The following is a 23817-nucleotide window of genomic DNA, read 5'->3' as shown; positions in this document are numbered from 1 at the left end:
CTCCTCCGCCTCCCATGTGTGGGGGTGCGATTTAGCGTGGCGGGAGGGTTTCCCCGTCCATGACCGAGAACGTCGAGTTCAGAGGGGCGACCGTGTACGACGGGTCGGGAGGTCCGGCGATCGAGGCGAACGTTCGAGTCGTCGACGGCCGGATCGACGAAGTGTCCGCCGACCCGATCGGAGCCGAACGCGTGATCGACGTCGACGGGGGCGCGCTCTCTCCGGGCTTCGTCGACATGCACGCGCACTCCGAGCTTCGCCTGTTGGATCGGCCAGAGGCGGTCGAGAAGGTGACGCAGGGCGTGACGCTGGAGGTGCTCGGACAGGACGGCGTCAGCGTCGCGCCCGTCCCCGAGGGGAGACGCGGCGAGTGGGCTCGCCGCGTCCGAACGCTCCTCGGAACCCACGAGTCGTGGGAGTGGCGGACGACCGACGGGTTCCTCGACGCGCTCGAGCGGGCGGGACCGGCGGTGAACTGCGCGTACTACGCCCCACACGGGAACCTGCGGTCGTTGGCGGCGGGGTTCGAGGACCGGCCGCTCGAACCCGCCGAGCTCGAACGGGTCGCGGACACGCTCGAGGCCGCGATCGACGGCGGCGCGTTCGCGCTCTCGACCGGAATGATCTACCCGCCGAGCTCGTACGGGAGCGACGGGGAACTCGAGGCGCTGGGCGAACGGCTGGCGACCCGCGACTCGTTCATGGTCTCGCACGTCTGGAACGAGAGCGACGAGGTCGTCGAGTCGATCGACAGGTTCGTCCGGCTGTGTGAGTCCGCCGGCTGTCAGCCGCACGTCTCCCACCTCAAGGTCGCCGGCGAGGACAACTGGGGAGCCTCGGAGGAGGTACTCGAGGTCTTCGACGCCGCGAACGAGCGCGGCGTCCGGGTGACGTTCGACCAGTACCCGTGGACGGCCGGGAGCACGATGTTGACGGCGCTCCTCCCGCCGTGGGCGCGAACGGGCGAGACCGACGAGATCCGCGAGCGACTGACCGATCCCGACGCCCGCGACCGGATCCGACGCGACATCGAATCGGGAGACGGCGACTGGGAGAACCTCGCGAAAGCCGCCGGCTCGTGGGAGAACGTCCTCATCACCGACACGGGCAGCGGACGGGCCGAGGGCGAGACCGTCGCCGGGATCGCGGCCGAACGCGACGCGGACCCGATCGACGCGATCTGCGACCTCCTCGTCGAGGAGGACCTCGACGTAACCATGGCGGACTTCGTGATGGACGACGAGGACATCGACCGGTTCCTCTCCGACCCCCGCGGAACGATCTGTACCGACGGGATCTTCGGCGGAAAGCCGCATCCGCGGGCCGTCGGAACGTACCCTCGATTACTGGAGCGGTACGTCCGTGACCGCGAGGTGCTCCCGCTCGAGGACGCGGTGTACAAGGCGGCCGGTCACCCGGCCGACGTGCTCGGGCTTCCGGATCGGGGCCGCGTCTTCGAGGGGTACGTCGCCGATCTGGTCGTGTTCGATCCGGATCGGGTTCGATCGAACGCGACGTTCAACGACCCGATGCGGCTCTCGGACGGGATAGAACACGTCCTGATCGGCGGCGAGTTCGTCGTCGAGGACGGCGATCCGACCGGGAATCGTCCGGGACGGGTGCTCCGGTCGGTCGAGGAGTGGGAGGATCCGCGTCGTCCGGACCTCTCGGATCGATAACTGACGCTCCCGTCGGGATCAGACCTCGTCGGGATACCGCTCGACCACGTCGTCGATGGCGGGGTCGATGGCGTCGACCGTCCCGCCCGCTCGCATCGCACTCTTCGTGTCCTTCAGTCCGTTTCCGGTGACGACGACGACGACGGAGTCGCCCTCCTCGACGATCCCCGCCTCGCGGGCCTTCCGGAGGCCGGCGACCGGGGTGGCCCCCGCGGGCTCGGCGTAGATCCCCTCGGTCCGCCCCAGAAGCGACTCCGCCGCGAGGATCTCCTCGTCGCTCACGAGGACCGACTCGCCGCCGCTCGCCTCGAGCGCCGAACAGGCCTTCACCGTGTTCCGCGGCCGGCCGACGGAGATGCTGTCGGCGACGGTGTCGGCGACCTCGTCGGCGTCGTCGTGGTCGTGGAACGCGTCGTGGATCGCGCTCGCACCCTCCGCTTGAACGCCGAGCATCCTCGGAGCCTCCTCGACGAGGTCGAGGTCGCGGAACTCGCGGAACCCCTTCCAGCCGCCCGCGATCGTACAGCCGTCGCCCATGGAGAAGACGAGCCAGTCGGGGACCTCTTCGCGGGTCTGCTCGGCCAGCTCGTGGCCGACGGTGCGTTTCCCCTCCACCTGGAAGGGGTTGACGGCGGCGTTGCGGTTGTACCAGCCGAACCGCTCCGTCACCTCCATGCTGAGGTCGTACGCCTCGTCGTAGCTCCCCTTCACGCCGAGCACGTCCGCGCCGTAGACGAGCGGCTGTGCCAGCTTCCCCTCCGGGGCGTCGCCGGGGACGAAGAGCCGGCAGTCGAGTCCGCCCCGGGCGGCGAAGCCGGCGAGCGACGCCGCCGCGTTCCCGGTCGAGGCGCAGGTGACGACCTCCCGGCCGAACTCCCGCGCCTTCGTCACCGAGACCGCGGTCGCTCGATCCTTCAACACGCCCGTCGGGTTGCGCCCGTCGTCCTTCACGCGGAGGTCGACGCCGAGTTCCGTCCCGAGCCGGGGCGTATCGAGGAGGGGAGTTCCCCCCTCGCCGAGCGTCACCGGTTCCGACTCGTCCGCGACCGGGAGGAACGCCCGGTACTTCCACTGCGAGCGGATGTCGCCGTCGAGGGGTTCGTCGAACCGGTCGACGACGGCGTCGTAGTCGTACGTGACGTCGAGAATGCCCTTCACGCCCGGATGGTTCGGGCACGTGTAGATCACCTGGTCGGGGTCGTACTCCGCACCACAGAGGGTACACTCCAGCGTTTCGACGTGGTCCATACACTGCGATCGGGCGGGAACGAAGAGAATCCACCGCCTCTCATGGACGGCCTCGGACGGGGACGAGACCTAGTCGATCTTGCCGAGGATCTTGGCCTCCGCTTTACGGAGGTGTTCGAGGAAGGTCGTCTTCGAGATGTCGACCTCGTCCGCGAGGTCGGTGGCGGAGGTCTCGCGGGGCCACATGTAGTACCCCTCCTCCTGTGCGAGCTCGAAGATCTCCCGCTGTCGTTCCGACAACTGGTCGGTTTGCTGGCACTGAGCGGTGGTCGTCTGGGCCGATTTCATTCCCTCGATCCGGATCTCGGCGTCCATCTCCTGGCGGATCTCGTCCAGCCGCTCCTGGATCGTGTTCCGGGACGCGCGGACGATGACGGTCCAGTACTCGTAGCCGTCGTTCATCCGGATCTCCTCCTCGGGAACGAAACCGCGCGAGACGAAGGCGTCGTGAATGCTGTTCTCCGGCTCGTATTCGACGAGGAGCTCCTGTGTGGCGTTTCCGGCCGGGTTCGTCTGTAATCCGGGATTGAAGTACTCGTTGATCACTTTGGCCCGTTCGGTCAAGGGCGATTCCTTGATCTCCGCCACGAGGTCGTCGATCCGGTCGGTGGTGTCCGCGTGGGCCGTCAGTCGCGCGCTCACGATGTCGTCGTACTCGTAGACCCCGTGTGCGATGAGCCCGGCGTCGACGGCCGCGGTCGTTTGTAGCGTCCAACAGTCCGGATGCCAGATGCGTAGCGCGAGTTGCGACGTCCGGGGGATCGGAGTTGATGATCTATTGAGGGCTTCTCCCATGCCATCAGGCGTCATATGTAGTATAATAAATGTTTCGGCAGTCGTGACGAAATCATATGGATACTACCAAGAATAATAGGAGATCACAGTGGTTCGGGTCTATAACAGTGTGTCCCATATAGAGGTCCATTAGTCCGGATTATTTGAAGAAGCAGTCGAAAACCGACGACGGAAATGTCATTATACAGAAATCGAGCGTCAGTGTGTTAGTTCATTTCAAAGTTTTTGAATACTCTTCTGTATATTCGAATTAATGATGCGGGAAACCGTTTCGAGAGCATACAGACGACCACCTCCTACTGGAGAGAAGTCGCGGACGGCCGGGTTTCATAGGGAGCCACCAACCGGAAACGACGTCGAGCGGGCGGCAAGATTTTTGTCGTCGTTTTTTGTATTTCGGTCATGCCAACCCCGACGACCGCGGAGATGCGACCGGCGATAGGTACGCCGAAAGGCGAGATCGAGACGCCGGCACTGTTGGTCGATCTCGACACGATGGAGTCGAACGTCCGAGACTACGTCTCGTTCGCGGAAGCGAACGACGTCCGGCTCCGTTCGCACGTCAAGACGCACAAAAACGCCGAACTCGCCAAACGACAGAGCGAGTACGGCGGTGAAAGCGGGATCGTCTGTCAGACCCTCAGCGAGGTCGAGGTCATGGCGAGGAACGGCATCGACGACATCTATCTCTCGTATATGGTCGTCGGCCCACGAAAGCTTGAGCGGCTCGTACGGTTGTCGGAGAAGCTCGATCGGTTCGCCACGACCGTCGACGGACCGGGGAACATCGATCCGCTTCAGGAAGCCGCGGCGGACCGGGACGAAGACGTCGACGTGATCCTGGAGATCGACGTCGGATTACACCGCACGGGAGTCACGCCGGGCGAATCCACGCTGGAGACGGCACGGTTCGTTCGCGAGCAGCCGAACCTGAACCTCCGAGGGCTGCTCGCCTACGAGGCCCACGTCAAGTCCGAAGCCGAGACGCGATCGGAGTACGAGACGTACTGTACGGAGGCCATGGATCGCGTACAGGAGACGGTCGACCTGCTGGAATCCGACGGGATCGCCGTCCCGGAAGTCAAGGTGGGCGGGACCGCGACCTCGAAATACAGCGGGCAACACCCGGTCGTCACCGAGATCAACCCGGGGATGTACCCGTTCATGGACGTGGGCGAGCTCGAGCACCGACCGTTCGAGGTCGACCGGGACGACTGCGCGGCGACCGTCGTCTCGACGGTGATCTCCGCGCCGAGCGAGGACCGCGCGGTCGTCGACGCCGGGAGCAAGACGCTCTCGATGGACACGTCGCAACTGCCCGTGCCCAGATACCGTGACGACGTCGAGTACGTGAACGCGTCCGAGGAGCACGGCTGGCTCGACACTACTGACAAAGACGGGTCACTCGCGGTCGGGGACCGCATCGAGTTCATCGTTCCCCACGTCTGTACGACCGTCAATCTCCACGATACGATCGTCGGCGTACGGGAGGATCGTGTCGAGGAGCTCTGGCCAGTTCAAGCACGTGGGAAAGTGAAATAGCGCAACTGCCGACGGAGAAGCGAGTTATTTTTTGATCGCGGTCCCCGGTCGCGCATCGGTCACTTCGTCATCCCGGACGACGAAGGTACCGTCGACCATGACGTGAGGAACCCCTGATGGGAAGCGTCGCGGGTTCTCGAACGTCGCCCGACTCTCCACGGTGACCGGATCGAACACGACCAGGTCGGCGTCCATCCCCGGCCGGAGGACGCCCTTCCGGTCGAGTCCCATCGCACGCGCCGGAAGCGACGTCATCTTCCTGACTGCGTCCTCCAGAGAGAGGTGATTCTCCTCACGGACGTACGTCCCCAGAACGCGGGGATAGGTCCCGTACGTCCGGGGGTGAGGATACGCGCCGAACAGCCCGTCGGTGGCGATGCCGACCCGTTCGCTTGCCATGATGTCGCGTACGTCGGGCTCGGTGACCGTGTGGAGGATCATGGCCGGTGACAGCTCCTCGTCGAGGAGGACGTCACAGACGGTGAAGACGGGGTTCTGATCGCGGTCCGAGGCGATGTCGGCGACGGACTCCCCCTCGTACTCGCGCCACGTCTCGGTTTCGAGGTTGCGGACGACGATGTTCTCCCAGCCGGAGCGAGCGCCCTGGTTTTCCCATCCGTCGATGCGCCACTCCTCGATGTCACGACGGATCCGCTCTCTGGCCGTCTCGTCTCGAAGGACGTCGAGTACGTGGTCGGGGCCTTCCGCGTGAACCCACGGCGGGAGAACCGCGGAAAGAAGGGTGTTACCGGCCGTGTAGGGGTACTGTTCGGCCGTGAGGTCGACTCCCCGTTCACGGGCGGTCTCGACGAGCTCCGTCGCCCGTCCGGCCTTCCCGTGTTGTTCGGTTCCCGAGACCTTGAAGTGTGAGAGGTGAAGCGGAACGTTCTCGTCGGCACCGATGTCGACGAACTCGTCGAGCGCCTCCCAGATCCACCGTCCCTCGCTCCGGATGTGTGCGACGAACGGTCGTCCGTACGGTTCGAGTTCGGCGGCGAGACGCTGTGTCTCCTCGGTCGATGCGTTCACTTGCGGCGAGTAGACGAGTCCGGTCGAGAAGCCGATCGCCCCGTCCTCCAGCGCGTCGGCGACGAGCGACGACATCTCCTCGAGTTCGTCGTCGGTGGGGGCACGATCGGTCATTCCGAGCACGTCGAACCGAACGGTTCCGTGCCCCACGAGCGTGGCCACGTTGGGTGCGATCCCGTCGTCCTCGACGGCGTCGAGGTAGTCGGCGACGCTTCCCCAGTCCCACTCGACGTCGACGTCGCCGGCGAGTCCCGAGAGGTGCCGTGCCCACTGGTCGGCACCGCCGTCGCGATACATCGGAGCCATGGAAAAGCCGTCCTGGCCCAGTATCTCGGTGGTGATCCCCTGTCTGAGTTTGGGCGCGAGCGTGGGATCCGCGAACAGTTCCAGATCCGAATGCGAGTGCGTATCGATGAATCCCGGACACACCACCTTTCCCTCCACGTCGACGGACTCGTTCGCCGCGACGTCGACGTCACCCCGGATCACGTCCGTTATCCGGCCATCGTCGACGGTCACGGCACCGCGGAACCACGGTGCGCCCGTTCCGTCGACGATCCGAGCGTTCTCGAGAAGCACGTCGTTAGTCATCGATCTACCCTCTCGATTCGAACAGGCATCACCATACGAACGCACGGAGTGTGGGACACCTAACACCACTACCTCACATTCACGGGTGGTCACCGATTCGGCGTCGGCGGGACACCCCTGACCATGATAGGTCCCGACTTTAACCGGGAGTGGTCGGGACGAACGGACATGTCAAACGAGACAGTTTTGATCGGGGGTTTCGCTCACGAGACGAACACGTTCGCGAGCGGGCGAACCGGTCGGTCGTTGTTCCAGGAGCGTCGGGAGTACTTCGGAGAGGAGATCCCCGAACGGATGGGAGGAACCAACACCTGTGAGGGGGGCGCGATGGAGGTCGCGGAGAAGGAAGGGGTCGATCTCCGGTACACCGTGTCCGCGTCGGCGACGCCCAGCGGCGTCGTCGCGTCGGACGCCTACGACTTCTACACACAGCAGATCCTGGACGGCGTCGAGGAACACGCCGACGAGCTGGACGGGGTCTGTCTCTGTCTCCACGGTGCGATGGTTCCGGAAGGGATGGACGACGGCGAGGGACCGCTGGTGGCCGCGGTCCGCGAACGGGTCGGTCCGGACGTCCCGATCGCCGTGACTCTCGATCTCCACGGCAACAACACCGACCAGCTCGTGGACGAGGCGGACGTTCTGGTCGCCTACGAGGAGTATCCGCACACGGACATGGGCGACACCGGCCGCCGTGCGATGCGATACCTCACCCGAACGATGCGTGGCGAGATCGAGCCGACGATGGCCATCGAACGCCCGCCGGTTCTGCCCTTCGGTCCCAAACAGAACACGCGTGAAGGACCGATGGCCGAGGTGATGGGGCTCGCCCGGGAGTACGAGGAACGAGACGGAGTGGTAAAGGTAAACGTGTTCCCAGGGTTCCATCAAGCCGACGTCCCGTCGATGGGCTTTTCGATCCCGGTCGTGACCGACGACGATCCCGATCTCGCCCGCGAGATCTCCCGTGAGCTGGCCGCACACGTCTGGGAGCGCCGGGAGGATTTCGTCGGTAACTACCCCGAACCCGACGAGGCGGTCGCGGAGGCGCGCCGACTTCTCGACGGACTCGACGCGAACGCCGGCCCGGTCGTGATGGCCGACGTCGGGGACAATCCCGGCGGCGGCGGGGCCGCGGACGGGACCACCGTCCTCCGAGAGATGATCGATCAGGGGCTGACGAACGCCGGGTTCGCCGTCATCCGTGATCCCGAGGTGGTCGACGCCTGCGTCGAGGCGGGCGTGGGAGAGCGTGTGACCGTCGATCTCGGCGGGAAGACCGACGACAAACACGGCGACCCGATCGCGGGCCTCGACGGCTACGTGAAGGCGATCACCGACGGGGAGTTCCGCAACACCGGACCGATGGGTACGGGAAGCGAGAACCACCTCGGTACGGGGATCCACCTCCAGTGCGGCCGCGACGACGGCGTTTCCGTGATCGTCACCGAGAACCGCATGCAGCCGTTGGACGCCGAGATCTGGCGGCATGTGGGGATCCAACCCGAGCGACTCGACGTGTTGACCGTCAAGAGCACCAACCACTTCCGGGCGGACTACGAGCCGATGTCGAGCGAAGTCATCCCGATCAACAGCATCGGGCTCGTCGCGATGGATCCGCGGAAGTTCGAGTTCGACCGGATCCGCCGGCCACAGTTCCCGCTCGACGAGATGGACGACGGGATGTATCCGGACTGGGACTGAGAGTCCGCCGGTTCTCTGAACGCTCGAGTCAGGTCGCCACGAAAGGGTCGTATTCCGGTCTGTTCCCTGCGAAACGGCCTCGGTCGACTCAGGTCAGTAGGCCGTGACGTCCGACTCGAGGTCGGAGTCCTGCGTTTCTTCGAGCGGGACCGCTCGGTGCGGCTCCGCTTTCACGTCCTCCGGAACCGAGTCCATCGACCGGAGTTCCGACTCGTAGGCAGCGGCGTCGTCGTCCTCGTAGTAGGCGTGACAGGCGACCTCGCGCTTCGATCCGGGTTCGCCCTCGACCTCGATCGGTCGGAGGCCCGGGTCGACGTGGTCACAGATCGCCTCCCGTTCCGGACACCGACCCTTGAACCGACAACCGCTCGGCAGGTTGATCGGGTCGGGGATCGACCCCTGGATCTCGACGTGTTCGCGTTCCCGAAACGGATCGGGTTCCGGAGCGGCCCCGATCAGCGCCTTCGCGTAGGGGTGAACCGGGTTACTGATTATCCGCTCCGTTTCCCCGGACTCGATGATCCGTCCCAAGTACATGATGCCGATCCGATCACACACCTGTCGGAGCAACGAGAGGTCGTGGCTGATGAAGAGGATCGTCAGATCGAGTTCCTCGTTCAGCCGCTGGAGCAGACCGAGGACGCCGGCGCGGATCGAGACGTCCAGCATCGACACCGGCTCGTCGGCCAACAGGAAGTCCGGTTCGAGCACGAGGGCACGAGCGATGGCGACCCGTTGTCGCTCGCCGCCGGAGAGCTGATGTGGATAGCTCTCGAACCACGTCTCCGGCGGGGTGAGTTCCGCCCGTTCGAGCGCCTCGACGACCCGTTCGTACCGTTCATCCCCGTCGATCCCGTGGATCTTCAGCGGTTCGACGACCGCGTCGTACACGGTCATCCGCGGGTTCAGGCTCTCGAAGGGGTCCTGGAAGATGATCTGGACGTCCCGACGGAACTGCTGAAGCTCCGATCCGGTGATGTCGGTCACGTCGCGGCCGCGGAACCGGATGGTCCCCTCCGTCGAGTCGAGCAGACGGATGAGCGTCTTGCCGGCCGTCGTCTTTCCACAGCCCGATTCGCCCGCGAGGCCGACGATCTCCCCCTTCTCGATCTGGAGATCGATCCCGTCGACGGCGCGGACTTGGTCCGCTCCGCCGAACAGTCCGCCGAGAAGCCCCTGTTCCGTATTGAAGTACTTTTTCAACCCCTCACACTCCATGATGTACTCGGGATCGTCACCGTCGGCAGTGGACGCCTCCTCAGTCATCGCCGACACCTCCGGAGGTTGCGACGTCGGCTCCCGTCCGGTTCCACGTCTCCCGCTCCTTCGAGTCCTCGCGCATCCGTTCGACCGAGTCGTGATGGTAACACGCCGACGCGTGGTCCTCGCCGACCGTCTCCAGCGGCGGGTGCTCGGTCGCACACTCGCTGGTAGCGAAGGGACATCGGTCCATGAATCGACAGCCGTCGGGCAGGTCCGCGATGTCCGGCGGGCTTCCCGGGATGCTGATGAGATCCGACTGGTCGCCGCGAAGCGTGGGGAAGGCGTTCTGTAATCCCAGCGTGTACGGGTTGTACGGGTTCGCGAAGATCTCCTTGAGATTACCGTACTCCATCAGCTTCCCGGAGTACATCACTCCGAGGCGATTACAGGTCTCCGCGATGACGCTGATGTCGTGGGAGATGATGATGACGGAGATCCCGAGCTCGTCGCGCAGCTGCTTCAATCGCTTGAGGATCTGGTCTTGAACGATGACGTCGAGCGCCGTAGTCGGCTCGTCGGCGATTATGAGGTCGGGATCGAGTGCGAGCGACATCGCGATGTACGCCCGCTGTTTCATCCCGCCGGAGAACTGGTGCGGGTAGTCGTCCATGCGGTCCGGATCGAGCCCCACCACCTCGAACAGCTCCGCCACCCGCTCTCGCGCCTCGTCGGTGGAGACGTCCCGATGGGCCTGGATCGCCTCGACGATCTGATTGGATATCCTATGAACCGGATTGAGTGCGTTCATCGCACCCTGACTGATGAGCGAGAAGTGCTCCCAGCGGAGCGCGTCGAGCTCTCGTTTCGACAGCTCGGTCAGTTCGACTCCGCGAAATCGGACGGAGCCGGAGGAGATACGGCCGTTGGTCGGAAGCAGGCTCAGTATCGCTTGTGCGACCGTGCTCTTCCCACAGCCGGATTCCCCGACCAGACCGAATATCTCGTTCTCGTCGACCGAGAAGCTGATCTCGTCGACCGCGGTGAGGTCGCCGCTGCTCGTCGAGTATGTCACGACGGCGTCCTCGACGGCCAGTAACGGTGCGTCGTCGTCGAAGTCGAAGGTCGCTGTTGCTTGTTTCATCTTATTTCTCCTGTAGCTGCGGGTTGACGACTTCCTCGTATCCGCGACCGACGAGGTACGCGCCCATCACGACCAGCGTGATCGAAAGTCCCGGCGGAATGGTCCACCACCAAGCCTGTCCGAACGACTGGGTCACGAACGCCCGTTGGAGCATCACGCCCCACGAGGGGACCGCCGGGTCGCCGAACCCGAGAAACGCCACGCTCGCCTGGGCGACGATGGAGTACCCCACCGCGATGGCGGCGTACAGCGCCGACAGCGGAATGACGTTCGGAAGGATATGGACCGTCATGATGCGGAAGTCGGATGCACCGGCGGCCTCGGCGGCCTCGACGTACGGCCGCTCGCGGACCGTCAACACTTCCGACCGGATCACGCGGGCGGTCGAGAGCCAGTACAACAGGGCGACGCCGATGATGATGTTCCAGACGCTCGCGCCGAACACCGTCGCGAGAACGATGACGAACGGGATGAACGGGAGCCCGTAGAGGATGTCCACGAGCCGCATCACGATCTCGTCGATCCAGCCGCCGTAGTAGCCGGCGACGATACCGACGGTCGTGCCGATCACGGCCACCATGAACGCACCCAATATACCGACGAACATCGCGATACGCGATCCCAAGAGCAGCTGTGAGAGTACGTCGTATCCCGAGTCCGTCGTCCCGAGCGGATGCGCGAGCGACGGCGGTTGGAGCGACGCCCACGAGCCGTCGAGCATGTAGATCCGCTCGTACGGACCGTACGGGATGATGTACGGCGAGATCACTGCGAGCACGAGATAAAACAGGATGATCAGTAGTCCGGCCACCGCCATTCGGGACTGGACGAACAGCTGCGCCTGTTCGCGGCTCGATCGCTTGAGGTTGTGGAGGAATCGACGCCATCCCTGTTTGGTTTTCGTCGAGTCGGCCACGGCCCTTCCGCCCGTATCCGTTTCTTCGCTCATGTTAGCTTTCACCCAGACTGACCCGCGGATCGAGGTACGTGTACGCGATGTCCGCGACGAAGTTCATCGTGATGACGATCACGGACAGAAGAGCGAACGCGGCCTGTGCGACGGGGTAGTCGCTTCGAAGCGACGCCTGAACCATCTCGCGACCCAGCCCGGGCCACGAGTAGACGGTCTCGATCAACACCTGTCCGCCGACCGCGAAACCGATCGCGATCGCGAACGCCGTCACTACCGGGAGGATGGCGTTGCGTGCCGCGTGGACGAACAGGACTCGTCGACTGGTGAGTCCCTTGGCGCGTGCCGTATCGATATAGCTCTCGGAAAGGACTTCCAAGAGGTTGTTCCGCATCAACAACAGCGGCAATCCCGTGTAGTACGTACACAACGTGAACACCGGCAAGGCCACGTGATACAGGAAGTCCGTGCTGAGGAACTTCTCCGCCATCGTGGTGTAGCTCGCGCCCGTGCCCCGCATCCCGCCGATCGGGAAGAGACCCAGCTGGAACGAGAATACGTAGAGAACGACCATCCCCGTCCAGAACACCGGCATCGAGCGGACGAACAGCACGACCACCATCCCGGCACGTTCCTTCGTCGTGCCCCGGAGCCAGCCGAGCTGTGCGCCGAGATACGTACCGATGGTGTACGAGATGACGAACGCCGTCAGCATCAGGCTCATCGTGTTCACGAACCGGTCGAAGATGAGCGACGACACCGAGGTCCCGTAGTAGAACGACTGGCCGAAGTCGAGTTGAGCCACGTTCACGATGTACCGGAGGTACTGTCGCCAGAGTGGGTCGTTCAGGCCGTACTGTTCGATGATCGCCTGTCGCGCCGCCTGGCTCATCCGAGGGTTCGTGAACGCCGACATCGGACCGCCTGGAACCTGTCTGAAGAGGAAAAACAGGATCGTGATGACGACGAATATCGAGAGCGCCATCAACGCGAGACGCCGAGCGATGTATCGTTTGTTAACCATGTGTAATGGGGAGGATCAATAACGGATCTAATGGTCGTCGTCGGACCGACGACGTCACTTCCCGGTCATTCCTTCCGGGTAGTGGATGTTCCCGTCGCTGTCCCACACGTAACCGGCGTCCGCGAGGATCGTCGTCGCTCCCTCGATCCCGCCGTCGAAGAACGTCGTGTCCTCGTTGTGCCAGAACGACAACGAGGGGTTGATGAACGTGCGTGCCTCCTGTCCGTAGCCGTCGAACGCCTCGTTGATGATGGTCTGTTGTGAGTCGTTGACCACCGCGTTGAACGCCTGCCGCATCGGGACGTGATCGAACGGCGGGCGCTGGCAGTTGACCCACGCCGACTGGCGACCCACTCCGAGCGTCTCGATGGAGCTCAGGAAGTCGTTCTCCTCGACGGCCCCCGCGAGCTGTTCGGTGTCTCCGAACCAGTAGTCGAGCAGGTCGTAGTCGCCGTTGAGCAGCGCCTCGTATTCGGCGTCGGTGGTCGACAGCGGCCGCTGGATCCGCATGTCGATGTTCGGCGCCATGAAGTGGTCGTCGAACGACGGCATCTCGAACCGCGACCCCTGGTCCCACGTTCCCCACTGGAACGGGCCGGAGCCGACGACGGGTCTGTCGTCGGTGATCGAGATCTGCCAGGGCTGCTCGGTCGTCCCCGTCTCCTCCATCAGGCTCGTCCAGTAGTGTTCGGGGAGGATGGGGACGATCCCCGCGGTGGTCTTGATGAACGGAACGTACGGCTCCTCGAGGGAGAACGTCACCGTGTAGTCGCCGTCCTGCTCGACGCTGTCGACGACCTGAACGACGTTGTTGAGGTACGCCGGCGGCTCCAGGTCGAGCATCAGCTGGTAGGTCCACACCACGTCGCTTGCGGTAACCGGTTCCCCGTCGTGGAACGTCATCCCCTCGCGGAGCTGGAAGGTGACCGTGGTGTCGTCCTCCCACTCCCACTCCGTCGCCGCCCACGGCTGAGCTTCGAGCTCCGGTCCCGTCCGGATGAGCATGTCGTGCATGAACCGCGTGGGCGTCCAGTTCCGACTCGGGCCGATGGCGTTGGCGTTGAGGGGGTTGAGCTGGTCGGAGGGGTCCCAGTTGTTGGTGACGATGGTGTTCCCCTCCTCGTTTTTCGGCTCGATCTGGGTGTAGTTCCAGATGTTTCGCAGCCCCGTGTCCGTCACGACGACCGAGTCCTCCTCGAACCGGTCGCTTCGGAACGCGTAGTAGTACTCGTTGAACAGGAACTGGTTCTCGGGGCGTTGCTCGCCGATGATGTCCTGTGCCTGATGAACGAGCTCCTGTCTGGCCTCCCGGTCCGTCTCCTGTCGCTGCTCGTAGGCGATCTCGTCGTACTCCTCGCTGGAGAAGCCCGTCCAGTTCTGGGAGCCGTCGGACGCGAACCGCGGGACGATGATGCTGTCAGGCTCGCCGTTGTTCGCGCTCCACCGGTAGGTGACGATGTCGTACTCGCCCGACTCCTCGCGTGAGGCGACCACGGTCGCCTCCACCGGATCCGTCACCGTCGGGATCCCCATCTCGTCGGTGAGACGTTGGTCGACGTACTGGTTCGCCTGGTAGCGCCCGGGGTTGTACTGTTCGGTGTACGCGAGGTGGATCACGTCGTCCATCATCCGCTCTTCGGGAAGGTCCTCCTCCACCACTCGGGCATCCGATCCGCCGCCACCACCCGATCCGTCGTCTCCTTGGGTCGTGGTGGTTTGCTCCCCGGAACACCCCGCTATGCTGACACTACCGATGGCCGCCCCGGCGGCGCCCATCTTCCGCATGAAACTACGTCGATTGGTAGTCATACACAAGCCCAATATCAACTTCCGGGGTTATAGCCACCACCAAACTATGGAGGGTACCGTGTCGAATTCGTGATTTTCGAACACCTCGCCCCACGAGCGTACGGAAAAGAAGCGTTCACCCAGTACATTCGGCTCGGATCACCCGTAGAAGGGTTCACATCACAACTCGACGACCGGCGACCGGGTCGCCTACCGGAGGTACGCGTTCAGGATCGTGAGATTGGTACTCAGGTCCTCGACCGCCTCGTTGTGGTCGTCCAAGGCGTCGTGAGCACGCTCGAACTGTGGCTGTGGGTCCTCCTCGATCGATCCCGGGCCGCTCGACTCCAGCTCCGAGAGGTTCGTCTCGATCCGCTCTAGTGCCGTGGTCATCGCGTCGTGGAACTCCCGGAGGTGTTCGTTGTGTGCCTCCAGCTTTTCGATCGTCTGCTCTCGGTGGCGGACCGCCTGATCCACGGTGAAGAACTCAGTTCGTTCGATCAGCTGATCGATGTTCCCTTCCTCGGCGTCCAGTTCGTCGGCCAGCTCCTCGAGCGCCGCTCGTTCGTCGGCGATGGCCTCCCGGGTTCGAGGAAACGACTCCGTCTCGCCGGCCTCGTACGCTTCGAACTCCTCGCGGAACGTCGACTGACGGACCTCGTCGCGATCTCCGACCGCCTCGGCCGCGTCGAGTATGTCCCGTAATCCCATACGCCCATCGCTATCGATGTACGCTTTTCAATGTACGCTTTCGTGCGAAGAGTTTACCCGTCTCAACCCGGCATCTCGGGCCATGAACTTCCGTGTCATGAACTCCCGTGGTGGCGTCCTCCGGCGGTTGACGGCGTGTTCGAACCGACCCGCCGGAGCCACCGTGGGTCGGAAAGCCGGTCTCACGAGAAGTCACCAAACCCGTCCACGGACCGTCGAAACGGCCGACGTCCGTTTCGGCGTGTCCTCTCGAAGCAACGACGGAGGGAGAACGTGACGCAGAGCGATCCCGACCGGGAGGAGTACGCGGAGTGGGGACCACCGGGGAACACCGAAGAGTCCGTCGACGGGACCGATCCCGGAAACGGGGACGCGTCCGACTCCGACGAGATCAAACCCCCGACTGAGTTGCGCGATCCCCTGCCTCGTGACCGGATCCGTCACCGTCTCGACGTCACGCCACAGCAGTGGTACGTCCTCGAGACGTTCCTTCTGGTCGCCCCGTATCCGGTGTTCGCCCTCGTGTACTTCACGCTCGACGTCAACGAGACGGCGTTCCTCGCCGTCACGCTTCTCTACTCGATCGTCGCGACGTACGTCGGATTGCTCTCGTAGAGCACCCGACCATCCCCTCGATCCCGCGGCACGAACCCCGGGGCTCCGTCTCCGCCCGGAGTCGCCGGTGGCGGGACTCGTACCCGCACTTGGACGGTGGCACACTTTACCCGTGGCTCCCCGTGAGTTCGCTCGATGAGCTACGAACACGTGTTTCGGAACGGACGGATCGTCGACGGAACCGGGTCGCCGTGGTACCGCGGGGACGTCGCGGTCGCCGACGGCCGGATCGCCGCGGTCGGGGCGGTCGCGGGCGAAGGGGATACCGAGGTGAACCTCGACGGCGACGTGATCGCGCCGGGGTTCATCGACATCCACACCCACTCCGACTTCACGCTCCCGGCGAACCGTGACGCCCACAGCAAGGTCCGACAGGGCGTGACCCTCGAGATCGTCGGGAACTGCGGGACGAGCGCCGCGCCGCGGTACGGGGCGGCCGCCCGCTCCGTCGACGACTGGTTCGAGAGCAACGGACTCGGCGGGTCGGTCGACCCCGACGAGTGGGACTCGATGGCGGACTACCTCGAGTTCCTCGCGGCGGACGGCCTCTCGCTCAACGTCGGGTCGCTCGTCGGTCACGGGAACGTCCGCGCGGCCGTCGTGGGCCACGAGGACCGCGCTCCGTCGGGCGACGAACTCGACGAGATGCGCGACCTCGTCGCCGAGGCGATGGCGGACGGCGCGGTCGGGCTCTCCACCGGCCTCTTCTACCCGCCGGGGTGTTACGCCGACGTCGACGAGGTGGTCGCGCTCGCCGAGGTCGCGGCCGACCACGGCGGCTTCTACGCCACCCACATGCGCTCCGAGAGCGACGGCCTCATCGAGAGCGTCGAGGAGACCATCGAGATCGGCCGCCGGGCGGACATCCCGGTACAGGTGTCCCACCACAAGGCCATCGGCCCCGACAACTGGGGCAAGGTCAGGGCCACCCTCCGCCGGATGGAGCTCGTTCGCCAGCGGGAGGGGATCGACGTACAGTGTGACCAGTACCCGTACGTCGCCTCCTCGACGAGCCTCGGAGCTCTCCTCCCCAACTGGGCCCACGACGGAGGCGACGACGCGCTCCTCGAGCGGCTCCGCGAGCCCGAGACTCGAGCCCGGATCCGCGACGACCTGAAGGCAGATCGCACGAGCAATTGGGACGGCATCCTCGTGACGGGTGTCCAGAACTCCGACCTGAAGGAGTGTGAGGGGAAGACGATCGCCGAACTCGCGTCCCGGGACGGGGAGGAGCGTCCCCCCGCCGAGATCCTCCTCGACATCGTCCTCGAGGACGAGAACCGGACCATGCACGTCAACTTCGGCATGGACGAGGCGGACGTCCGAACGGTGATGCGCCACGACCTCACCATGGTCGGCAGCGACGGCTCCTCGCTCCGTCAGTCCGGGCCGCTCGGCGAGGGCGTTCCGCACCCGCGGAACTACGGGACGTTCCCCCAAGTGCTCGGCAAGTACGTCCGCGAGGAGGGCGTGATCCCGCTCGAGCGCGCCGTCCACAAGATGACGGGCATGCCCGCCTCGCGGTTGGGGCTCGACGACCGCGGCGTGGTGAAGCGGGACGCCCGCGCCGACCTGACGGTGTTCGACCCCGAGACCGTCGAACAGACCGGGGACTTCCTCGACCCCGCCGTCTACCCCGCCGGCGTGGAGCACGTCCTCGTCAACGGGGAGTTCGTCGTCGAAGACGGCGACCACACCGGCGCGCGGCCCGGAGACGTGATCGGCGCATGAGCGCCACGGTCACCGGCGTCGAGACGGTTCCGGTGTCGGTACCGGTGGAGACGTCCTACGAGACGAGCCTCTCCGTGGCGACCGGCGGGGAAGGGTCGTACGATCACGTCCTCGTCCGCGTCGAGACCGATGCCGGCGTCACGGGCGTCGGGGAGGTCGCGCCGCTGTCGACGTGGCCGCACGGGCTGACACAGCGTGCGGTCGTGGACCTGATCGAAGACCGTCTCGCGCCGCTCGTCGAGGGGGAGCCGCTCCACCGCATCCCGCGGGTCGTCGACCGGGCGGAGCGGACGCTCTCGGGGGAGCCGTTCCCGATCAGCGGCGTCGACATGGCACTGTACGACGCGTTGGGGAAGTTACGGGACCTCCCGGTGTACGATCTGCTCGGCGGCGCGCCCGACGGCGATCCGACGATACCCCTCCACTACTCCATCGGCATCCGTTCGCCGGAGGAAGTCCGTGAACTCGCGATCGAGGGCCGCGAGGAGGGGTTCACCGCCTTCAAGGTGAAGGTCGGTGGCCCGGACTTCGAGGCCGAGCGGAAGGCGATCGCGGCGATCGCCGACGCGGTTCCCGACGCGAGGATCCGCGTCGACGCCAACCAAGGGTGGTCGGCCGCGGAGGCGGTGCGTCGCGTTCCCGTCCTCGACGAGGCGGCCGGCGGACTCGTTCTGGTGGAACAGCCGGTACCCTACGACGACATCGCGGGGCTCCGGCGGGTACGGGAGGCGACGGGCGTGCCGGTGTTGGCCGACGAGGCCTGTTTCTCCCCGGCGGACGTCGCCGATCTCGCCCGACGAGACGCCTGTGACGTGGTCAACATCAAGCTCGCGAAGACCGGCGGGCTCTCGCGTGCGCGCGACGTCGCGACGGTCGCGAGCGCGCACGGACTCCCCTGTTTCATGGGAACGATGCTCGAGCTCGGAGTCGGGATGGCCGCAAACGCTCACTTCGCGGCGTCGTCGCCGGCGATCACCTATCCGTCCGGTGCCCTGAACGTCCACGCGGCGTCGACGCTCATCGAGGACCCGGAGGTGTGGAGCGCCTCGGGAGGCCGCTTCACGGTCCCGAGGGATCCGGGCCTCGGAGTGACGTTGGACGATTCGGCGGTCGAACGGTACCGGACCGATTGAATCGTCGTTCGACCTGAACCGGAGGCCATCGAGGACCCATCATGGAAGGTTGTAGGGTTTTGCCTGAACGGGAAGGACGGTCTCGTACCCAATGAACCTTCGAGACACGTTCGACGTCCCGGCGCCCGCCGTCGTCCTCGCGGAAGGGGAGTTCGGGAAGAAAGGCGGAAAGACGGCAAACGGGGTCGTCACACACAGCGAGGTGTTCGACGTCCGGGCGGTAGTCGACTCGGAAACGGCAGGCCAGACGCCGGCCGAAGCCCTCGAGAAACGCGACGCACCCGATATTCCGATCGTGGAATCCGTGGCCGACGCTCTCGACATCGCTCCGGAAGTCGAAGCACTCGTCATCGGCGTCGCGCCGGCGGGAGGGCAGCTCCCCGACGCGTGGGTCGGAGACATCGAGGACGCCATTCGAGCCGGCTGTGACGTCGTGAGCGGACTTCACTACTTCCTCGACGACGACGAACACTGGTCAGGGTTGGCCGACGAACACGACGCCCGCATCCTCGATGTACGGAAGCCCCCCGAGGAGGACGCGCTCCGCGTCGGGGACGGATCGGTCGACGACGTCGACGCCGACGTGGTTCTCACGCTCGGAACCGACTGTGCGGTCGGCAAGCGCACGACGACGTTCGAACTCTATCAGGCGGCCCGCGAGGCGGGCCTCGACGCGGGATGGGTCGCCACCGGACAAACGGGCATCATGGTCGGCGCACACGAAGGGGTCGTGGTCGACCGCGTTCCGGCCGACTTCACGGGCGGCGTCGTCGAGGACATGGTGAAGTCGGTGGGAGCGGAACACGACATCGTCTTCGTGGAGGGACAGGCGTCGCTCACCCATCGTGCGTATTCCAGTGTCACGCTCGGAGTGCTACACGGATCGTGGCCCGACGCGGTCGTCCTCGCCGACGATCCGGAGCGAACGCGACGGACACACTTCGATCGATTTCGGGTCGACGGCGTCGAGAAGGAGGCGGAACTCGTCGAAACGCTCTCCGATGCCACCATCGCCGGGATCTCGACCTGGGGGGATCCCGAGACGGAACGCGGCCGTCACGAATACCCGGTAGCGAACGTCTACGACGAGGACGGTTCGCGGGACCTCCTCGGCGCGGTCCAGGACGCCTTACAACCCGAGGCTTCGACCGGAACGACGGGGGGTGGAGCGTGAGTACCGTCGTCGACGTCACCGTGGAACCGCTCGACCTCCCCCTCTCCGAACCGTTCGAGATCTCGCTCGGCGTCCAACACGAGGCCTCGAACGTGCTCGTCACGGTCGAGACCGAGGAAGGCGTGAAGGGGTACGGCGAAGGATCTCCCCTTCCGCCCGTGACTGGAGAAACGCGCGAGGCGGCGGTCGCGACGGCACGTGCCGCCGCGGATATCGTCGAGGGCCGTGCGGTCGGCGAGTACCGGGACATCGTGAACCGGGTGCGGAACACGTTCCCCGGCATGGTCTCCGCAACGTTCGCGGTCGAAACGGCCGTTCTCGACGCGTTCTGTCGGGAGCGGGAAGTCGCGCTCTCGGAGCTGTTCGGCGGCACACCCTCGCCCGTGGAGACGGACATGACGATACCGATCGTCGACCCGGAGACCGCCAGAAAGCGAGCCGAGGAGGCGGCCGGGAACGGGTACGACCATCTGAAGATCAAGACGGGAAACGACCTAGACGCGGACGTAGAGCGGGTGGCCGCGATACGCGAGGCCGCGCCGGACGCGGCACTGAAGGTCGACGCCAACCAGGGATGGAGCCCGAAGGAGACGGCGCTGTTCGCGGATCGCGTCGCGGGGCAGGGGATACGCCTCGAACTGATCGAACAGCCCGTCCTGGCGAGTGATCTCGCGGGGCTCGCGGACGCACGTCGTCGCATTGACGTCCCTATCGCGGCCGACGAGACCGTCTTCACGCCCCAAGACGCGGTCCGCGTCGTGCGCGAGGAGGCGGCCGACATCATCAACGTCAAGCTGGGGAAATCCGGCCCGCTCGCGGTCGCGGAGATCGCCGCCATCGCGAACGGTGCGGACCTCGATCTGATGGTCGGCTGTATGTTGGAGAGTTCGATCGGCATCCACACCAGCGCCCACGTCGTCGCCGGACTGGGAGCGTTCTCGTACGTCGATCTCGACGGCAACCGACTACTGGCCGAGGACGTCGTCGAGAGCGGCGAGGGCCCGATCCACGACATCGGCGGTCCGGGACACGGCGTAACTCCCGATCGATAACCGACGGCTGCCGTCCCCTCGTCCCGAAACTTATTGTACGACTGGTATCTGTTGCCGGTATGGCCGACCCCGCACGCGTCCGAGACGACTTCCCGATACTGGGCCGGGAGGTCGACGGCGAACCGCTCGTCTACCTCGACAACGCCGCGACGACCCAGACGCCGACGCAGGTGTACGACGTGTTCCGCGAGTACTACGAGGAGTACAACGCCAACGTCCACCGCGGGATCCACGGGCTGAGCCACGAGGCGTCGGTCGCCTACGAGGAGGCCCACGAGCGGATCGCCGAGTTCGTCGGCGCGAGCGGCGGGCTCGAGGAGATCGTGTTCACGAAGAACGCCACGGAGGCGGTGAACCTCGTCGCCTACGGCTTCGGCATGGAGGAGTTCGGCCCCGGCGACAACGTGGTCGTCACGGAGATGGAACACCACGCCTCGCTCGTCACCTGGCAGCAGGTCGCCCGCCGGACCGGCGCGGAGATCCGGTACGTCCGGGTCGACGAGGAGGGCCACCTCGACATGGAGCACGCGGCCGAGGTGATCGACGACGACACGCGCATGCTGTCGGTGGCGCACGTCTCGAACGTCCTGGGGACCGTGAACCCCGTCGCCGAGCTCGCCGAGCTCGCGCACGACCACGGTGCGCTCGTCTTCGTCGACGGGGCCCAGTCGGTGCCGAACCGCCCGGTCGACGTGGAGGCGTTCGACGCCGACTTCCTCGCCTTCTCGGGCCACAAGATGGCCGGGCCGACCGGGATCGGCGTGCTGTACGGGAGACGGCACCTCCTCGAGGAGATGGAGCCGTTCCTCTACGGCGGCGAGATGATCCGCCACGTCACCTTCGAGGGGTCGACGTGGAACCGGCCGCCCTGGAAGTTCGAGGCCGGGACGCCGCCGATAGCCGAGGGGATCGCGCTCGCGGCCGCCGCCGACTACCTCGACGGGATCGGGATGGAGGCCGTCGCCGCCCACGAGAACGACCTCGCCCAGTACGCGATGCGGCGACTGGAGGAGCGCGACGACGTGACCGTCTACGGCGTCCCGCGCGGGGAGGAGCGCTCCGGGCTCGTGGCCTTCAACGTCGACGGCGTCCACGGACACGACCTCTCCTCCGTGTTGAACGACCGCGGGATCGCCGTCCGCGCCGGCGACCACTGTACCCAGCCGCTCCACGACCGGCTCGATATCCCGGGCTCCGTGCGGGCCTCGTTTTACGTCTACAACACGGAGCGGGAGGTCGACGCCCTGATCGACGCGCTGGAGAACGCCCGACAGCGCCGCGACGAGCTCGTCGCCTCCGACCGCTTCCACGACCGCTTCGCCGACCACTACCGCGCGCCGCGGAACGCGGGGGCGATCGCCGACCCGACGTTCACGAAGCACTCGGCCGAGACCTCCTGTGGCGACGACGGCGAGTTCTTCGTGGAGATCGACGACGGGACCGTCGCCGACATCGGCTTCGAGAGTCAGAGCTGCGCGGTGAGCACCGCGGTCGCGAGCATGGTCTCGGAGGCGCTCCGCGGCGAGCCGATCGAGCGCGCGCTCGAGGCCGAGGAGCTGATCGAGGGGCTCGTCGACGGCCACTACCCGGACCTGCGCCGGGACTGCGTTCGCGGCCCCGGCGAGGTGATAGCCGAGGCGGCCCGCGACCACCTCGACGCGCGGCACCCGGCGACCGCCCGGACGGACTGACGCCGGAAAGGGGCGTCGTCGACGCCGGACGCGGTCAGTCGCGACGATTATCGCTATGGCGGTTATCGCCATTCTCGACCAGCCGCGCGCCCGCGGGGTGCGTGTGACAGACGGCGGGGTCGTAGCCGGCGTCGGAGAGCCCGGTCTCGAGCGCGAAGACGGTGCGGCCGAGCATCGCCATCGCTGCGGAGCCGCCGCCTCCCTCGCTTCCGTCGACCGCGCCGCCGTCCGGGTCGCGATCGCCGACGCGGTCCACCGCCTCGATCGCCTCCGCGACCTCGGGGACGAGCAGGTCCGCCCGCTCCGCGAACTCGCGGGAGGCGTCCATCAGCGTGGAGAGCCGCGGGTCCGCGCGGAGCCGCGAGAGGGCCCGCTCGCCCGCGGCGGTGAGCGCGGCGGTGTCGCCGGCGAGGACGTCCTCGGTCGACAGCTCGCCGAAGGTGACGTACTCCACGCGGGCGTGTGTGGGGATCGCGTCGAGCTCGCCGTGGCCCGGCGCGCCCGGCTCCAGTCGGATCGGGACCCCGCCGCGGGCCTGCGCGACCACGTCGCCGAGCCCGGTTCCGCGTTCGACCTCGGCCTCGTGGGCGATCCGGACGAGTTCGTTCTCGGAGCGCCCCCGGTCGGCGGCCGCGTTGGCGGCGATCGCGGTCCCCAGCGCCGCCGCCCCCGAGACGCCGAACCCCGCCCCGAGCGGGAGGTCGGTCTCGAGTTCGACCCGCGCCCGCACGCCGAGCGCGGCGAGCACGTCGGCGACCGCGCCGATAGAGGCCGGCTCGCCGTCGAGAGTCAGCGCGGCGGAAGCGTCGGCGGTGGCGGACGCGTCGCTCGCGGCGGAAGCGTCGTCGATCGTCTCGACCGTCACGTCGACCCCGTCGGAGAGAGTGAGTCCGGCACCGCGGGAGCCCGCGACGGCCGGGTCCGCGGCCGGGTGCGCGCTGAAGAAGGCGGTGACGTGGCCGGGGACGAACGCGGTCGCCCGCTTCCCGTTCATGGATCGGCACACGCGAAGCCGCCGATTAACGGTTGTTATCCGCGACCGTCCGACACCGCAGC

The 23817-nt window shown here is 65.9% G+C and carries 19 protein-coding genes; 9 read left to right on the top strand and 10 right to left on the bottom strand.

Annotation, left to right across the window (positions count from 1 at the left end):
• Window positions 1–59: 59 nt before the first annotated feature.
• Window positions 60–1679: an N-acyl-D-amino-acid deacylase family protein gene (locus tag AXA68_RS05710; protein ID WP_066413977.1), complete on the top strand. Its 1620-nt coding sequence runs from the start codon at window positions 60–62 to the stop codon at window positions 1677–1679.
• Window positions 1680–1697: 18 nt separating this feature from the next.
• On the opposite strand, the gene thrC is transcribed toward AXA68_RS05710, so the two are convergent.
• Together thrC and AXA68_RS05700 are read right to left on the bottom strand one after the other, a co-directional pair.
• Window positions 1698–2927: a threonine synthase gene (thrC, locus tag AXA68_RS05705; protein ID WP_066413975.1), complete on the bottom strand. Its 1230-nt coding sequence runs from the start codon at window positions 2925–2927 to the stop codon at window positions 1698–1700.
• Window positions 2928–2996: 69 nt separating this feature from the next.
• Window positions 2997–3722, bottom strand: a complete 726-nt coding sequence (locus AXA68_RS05700) for a helix-turn-helix domain-containing protein (RefSeq protein WP_066413972.1) — start codon at window positions 3720–3722, stop codon at window positions 2997–2999.
• Window positions 3723–4124: 402 nt separating this feature from the next.
• On the opposite strand from AXA68_RS05700, the gene AXA68_RS05695 reads away from it, so the two are divergent.
• Complete coding sequence (locus AXA68_RS05695; RefSeq protein ID WP_066413971.1) at window positions 4125–5264, top strand: alanine racemase; 1140 nt, start codon at window positions 4125–4127, stop codon at window positions 5262–5264.
• Window positions 5265–5288: 24 nt separating this feature from the next.
• Here AXA68_RS05695 and AXA68_RS05690 read toward each other — a convergent pair whose 3' ends face one another.
• Window positions 5289–6884 (bottom strand): N-acyl-D-amino-acid deacylase family protein, encoded by a 1596-nt coding sequence (locus AXA68_RS05690; RefSeq protein ID WP_066413968.1) that lies wholly within the window; start codon window positions 6882–6884, stop codon window positions 5289–5291.
• A 168-nt stretch (window positions 6885–7052) separates the two neighbouring features.
• Here AXA68_RS05690 and AXA68_RS05685 point away from each other — a divergent pair, with 168 nt between their 5' ends.
• Window positions 7053–8588, top strand: a complete 1536-nt coding sequence (locus AXA68_RS05685; RefSeq protein WP_066413965.1) for a M81 family metallopeptidase — start codon at window positions 7053–7055, stop codon at window positions 8586–8588.
• A 93-nt stretch (window positions 8589–8681) separates the two neighbouring features.
• On the opposite strand, the gene AXA68_RS05680 is transcribed toward AXA68_RS05685, so the two are convergent.
• The 6 genes from AXA68_RS05680 to AXA68_RS05655 form a co-directional block, all read right to left on the bottom strand.
• On the bottom strand, window positions 8682–9854 hold the full coding sequence (locus AXA68_RS05680) for an ABC transporter ATP-binding protein (protein WP_066413962.1): 1173 nt from the start codon (window positions 9852–9854) through the stop codon (window positions 8682–8684).
• Window positions 9847–10932 (bottom strand): ABC transporter ATP-binding protein, encoded by a 1086-nt coding sequence (locus tag AXA68_RS05675; protein WP_066413960.1) that lies wholly within the window; start codon window positions 10930–10932, stop codon window positions 9847–9849. Before AXA68_RS05675 ends, AXA68_RS05680 begins: the two co-directional genes overlap by 8 nt.
• A 1-nt stretch (window position 10933) precedes the next feature.
• A complete protein-coding gene (locus AXA68_RS05670) occupies window positions 10934–11881 on the bottom strand; it encodes an ABC transporter permease (protein ID WP_066413958.1) in 948 nt (315 codons plus the stop codon).
• A 1-nt stretch (window position 11882) separates the two neighbouring features.
• The gene (locus AXA68_RS05665; RefSeq protein WP_066413949.1) at window positions 11883–12866 is read right to left on the bottom strand and encodes an ABC transporter permease; all 984 of its coding nucleotides are present in this window, start codon (window positions 12864–12866) and stop codon (window positions 11883–11885) included.
• Window positions 12867–12920: 54 nt separating this feature from the next.
• Window positions 12921–14651 (bottom strand): ABC transporter substrate-binding protein, encoded by a 1731-nt coding sequence (locus AXA68_RS05660; protein WP_157884787.1) that lies wholly within the window; start codon window positions 14649–14651, stop codon window positions 12921–12923.
• Window positions 14652–14864: 213 nt separating this feature from the next.
• Complete coding sequence (locus AXA68_RS05655; protein ID WP_066413944.1) at window positions 14865–15365, bottom strand: hypothetical protein; 501 nt, start codon at window positions 15363–15365, stop codon at window positions 14865–14867.
• Window positions 15366–15638: 273 nt separating this feature from the next.
• Between AXA68_RS05655 and AXA68_RS05650 the strand changes: the two genes are divergently transcribed.
• From AXA68_RS05650 to AXA68_RS05625, 6 genes are all read left to right on the top strand, one after another.
• On the top strand, window positions 15639–15980 hold the full coding sequence (locus tag AXA68_RS05650; RefSeq protein WP_066413938.1) for a hypothetical protein: 342 nt from the start codon (window positions 15639–15641) through the stop codon (window positions 15978–15980).
• A gap of 135 nt (window positions 15981–16115) precedes the next feature.
• A complete protein-coding gene (locus AXA68_RS05645) occupies window positions 16116–17711 on the top strand; it encodes an N-acyl-D-amino-acid deacylase family protein (RefSeq protein ID WP_198530021.1) in 1596 nt (531 codons plus the stop codon).
• On the top strand, window positions 17708–18844 hold the full coding sequence (locus AXA68_RS05640; RefSeq protein WP_066413935.1) for a mandelate racemase/muconate lactonizing enzyme family protein: 1137 nt from the start codon (window positions 17708–17710) through the stop codon (window positions 18842–18844). Before AXA68_RS05645 ends, AXA68_RS05640 begins: the two co-directional genes overlap by 4 nt.
• A gap of 91 nt (window positions 18845–18935) precedes the next feature.
• Window positions 18936–20018 (top strand): DUF1611 domain-containing protein, encoded by a 1083-nt coding sequence (locus tag AXA68_RS05635; RefSeq protein WP_066413932.1) that lies wholly within the window; start codon window positions 18936–18938, stop codon window positions 20016–20018.
• The gene (locus tag AXA68_RS05630) at window positions 20015–21070 is read left to right on the top strand and encodes a dipeptide epimerase (RefSeq protein WP_066413929.1); all 1056 of its coding nucleotides are present in this window, start codon (window positions 20015–20017) and stop codon (window positions 21068–21070) included. The genes AXA68_RS05635 and AXA68_RS05630 overlap by 4 nt, the downstream gene beginning before the upstream one ends.
• 59 nt (window positions 21071–21129) lie before the next feature.
• Window positions 21130–22761 (top strand): SufS family cysteine desulfurase, encoded by a 1632-nt coding sequence (locus tag AXA68_RS05625; protein ID WP_066413927.1) that lies wholly within the window; start codon window positions 21130–21132, stop codon window positions 22759–22761.
• 34 nt (window positions 22762–22795) lie between these two features.
• Here the strand turns inward: AXA68_RS05625 and AXA68_RS05620 are convergent, their stop codons facing one another.
• Complete coding sequence (locus AXA68_RS05620; RefSeq protein WP_066413925.1) at window positions 22796–23755, bottom strand: pantoate kinase; 960 nt, start codon at window positions 23753–23755, stop codon at window positions 22796–22798.
• Window positions 23756–23817 lie beyond the last annotated feature (62 nt).

Origin of the sequence: Halorubrum aethiopicum (assembly GCF_001542905.1) — an archaeon.
Lineage (GTDB): Archaea > Halobacteriota > Halobacteria > Halobacteriales > Haloferacaceae > Halorubrum > Halorubrum aethiopicum.
Note: the sequence above shows the minus strand (reverse complement) of the source record. Positions and strands in the feature narration are given on the sequence as shown.

What these genes read in the sequence shown, in the direction of transcription:
- AXA68_RS05710 (WP_066413977.1), top strand. Translation starts at nt 60, where the DNA reads ATGACCGAGAACGTCGAGTTCAGAGGGGCGACCGTGTACGACGGGTCG.
- thrC (WP_066413975.1), bottom strand. Translation starts at nt 2,927, where the DNA reads ATGGACCACGTCGAAACGCTGGAGTGTACCCTCTGTGGTGCGGAGTAC.
- AXA68_RS05700 (WP_066413972.1), bottom strand. Translation starts at nt 3,722, where the DNA reads ATGGGAGAAGCCCTCAATAGATCATCAACTCCGATCCCCCGGACGTCG.
- AXA68_RS05695 (WP_066413971.1), top strand. Translation starts at nt 4,125, where the DNA reads ATGCCAACCCCGACGACCGCGGAGATGCGACCGGCGATAGGTACGCCG.
- AXA68_RS05690 (WP_066413968.1), bottom strand. Translation starts at nt 6,884, where the DNA reads ATGACTAACGACGTGCTTCTCGAGAACGCTCGGATCGTCGACGGAACG.
- AXA68_RS05685 (WP_066413965.1), top strand. Translation starts at nt 7,053, where the DNA reads ATGTCAAACGAGACAGTTTTGATCGGGGGTTTCGCTCACGAGACGAAC.
- AXA68_RS05680 (WP_066413962.1), bottom strand. Translation starts at nt 9,854, where the DNA reads ATGACTGAGGAGGCGTCCACTGCCGACGGTGACGATCCCGAGTACATC.
- AXA68_RS05675 (WP_066413960.1), bottom strand. Translation starts at nt 10,932, where the DNA reads ATGAAACAAGCAACAGCGACCTTCGACTTCGACGACGACGCACCGTTA.
- AXA68_RS05670 (WP_066413958.1), bottom strand. Translation starts at nt 11,881, where the DNA reads ATGAGCGAAGAAACGGATACGGGCGGAAGGGCCGTGGCCGACTCGACG.
- AXA68_RS05665 (WP_066413949.1), bottom strand. Translation starts at nt 12,866, where the DNA reads ATGGTTAACAAACGATACATCGCTCGGCGTCTCGCGTTGATGGCGCTC.
- AXA68_RS05660 (WP_157884787.1), bottom strand. Translation starts at nt 14,651, where the DNA reads ATGCGGAAGATGGGCGCCGCCGGGGCGGCCATCGGTAGTGTCAGCATA.
- AXA68_RS05655 (WP_066413944.1), bottom strand. Translation starts at nt 15,365, where the DNA reads ATGGGATTACGGGACATACTCGACGCGGCCGAGGCGGTCGGAGATCGC.
- AXA68_RS05645 (WP_198530021.1), top strand. Translation starts at nt 16,116, where the DNA reads ATGAGCTACGAACACGTGTTTCGGAACGGACGGATCGTCGACGGAACC.
- AXA68_RS05640 (WP_066413935.1), top strand. Translation starts at nt 17,708, where the DNA reads ATGAGCGCCACGGTCACCGGCGTCGAGACGGTTCCGGTGTCGGTACCG.
- AXA68_RS05635 (WP_066413932.1), top strand. Translation starts at nt 18,936, where the DNA reads ATGAACCTTCGAGACACGTTCGACGTCCCGGCGCCCGCCGTCGTCCTC.
- AXA68_RS05625 (WP_066413927.1), top strand. Translation starts at nt 21,130, where the DNA reads ATGGCCGACCCCGCACGCGTCCGAGACGACTTCCCGATACTGGGCCGG.
- AXA68_RS05620 (WP_066413925.1), bottom strand. Translation starts at nt 23,755, where the DNA reads ATGAACGGGAAGCGGGCGACCGCGTTCGTCCCCGGCCACGTCACCGCC.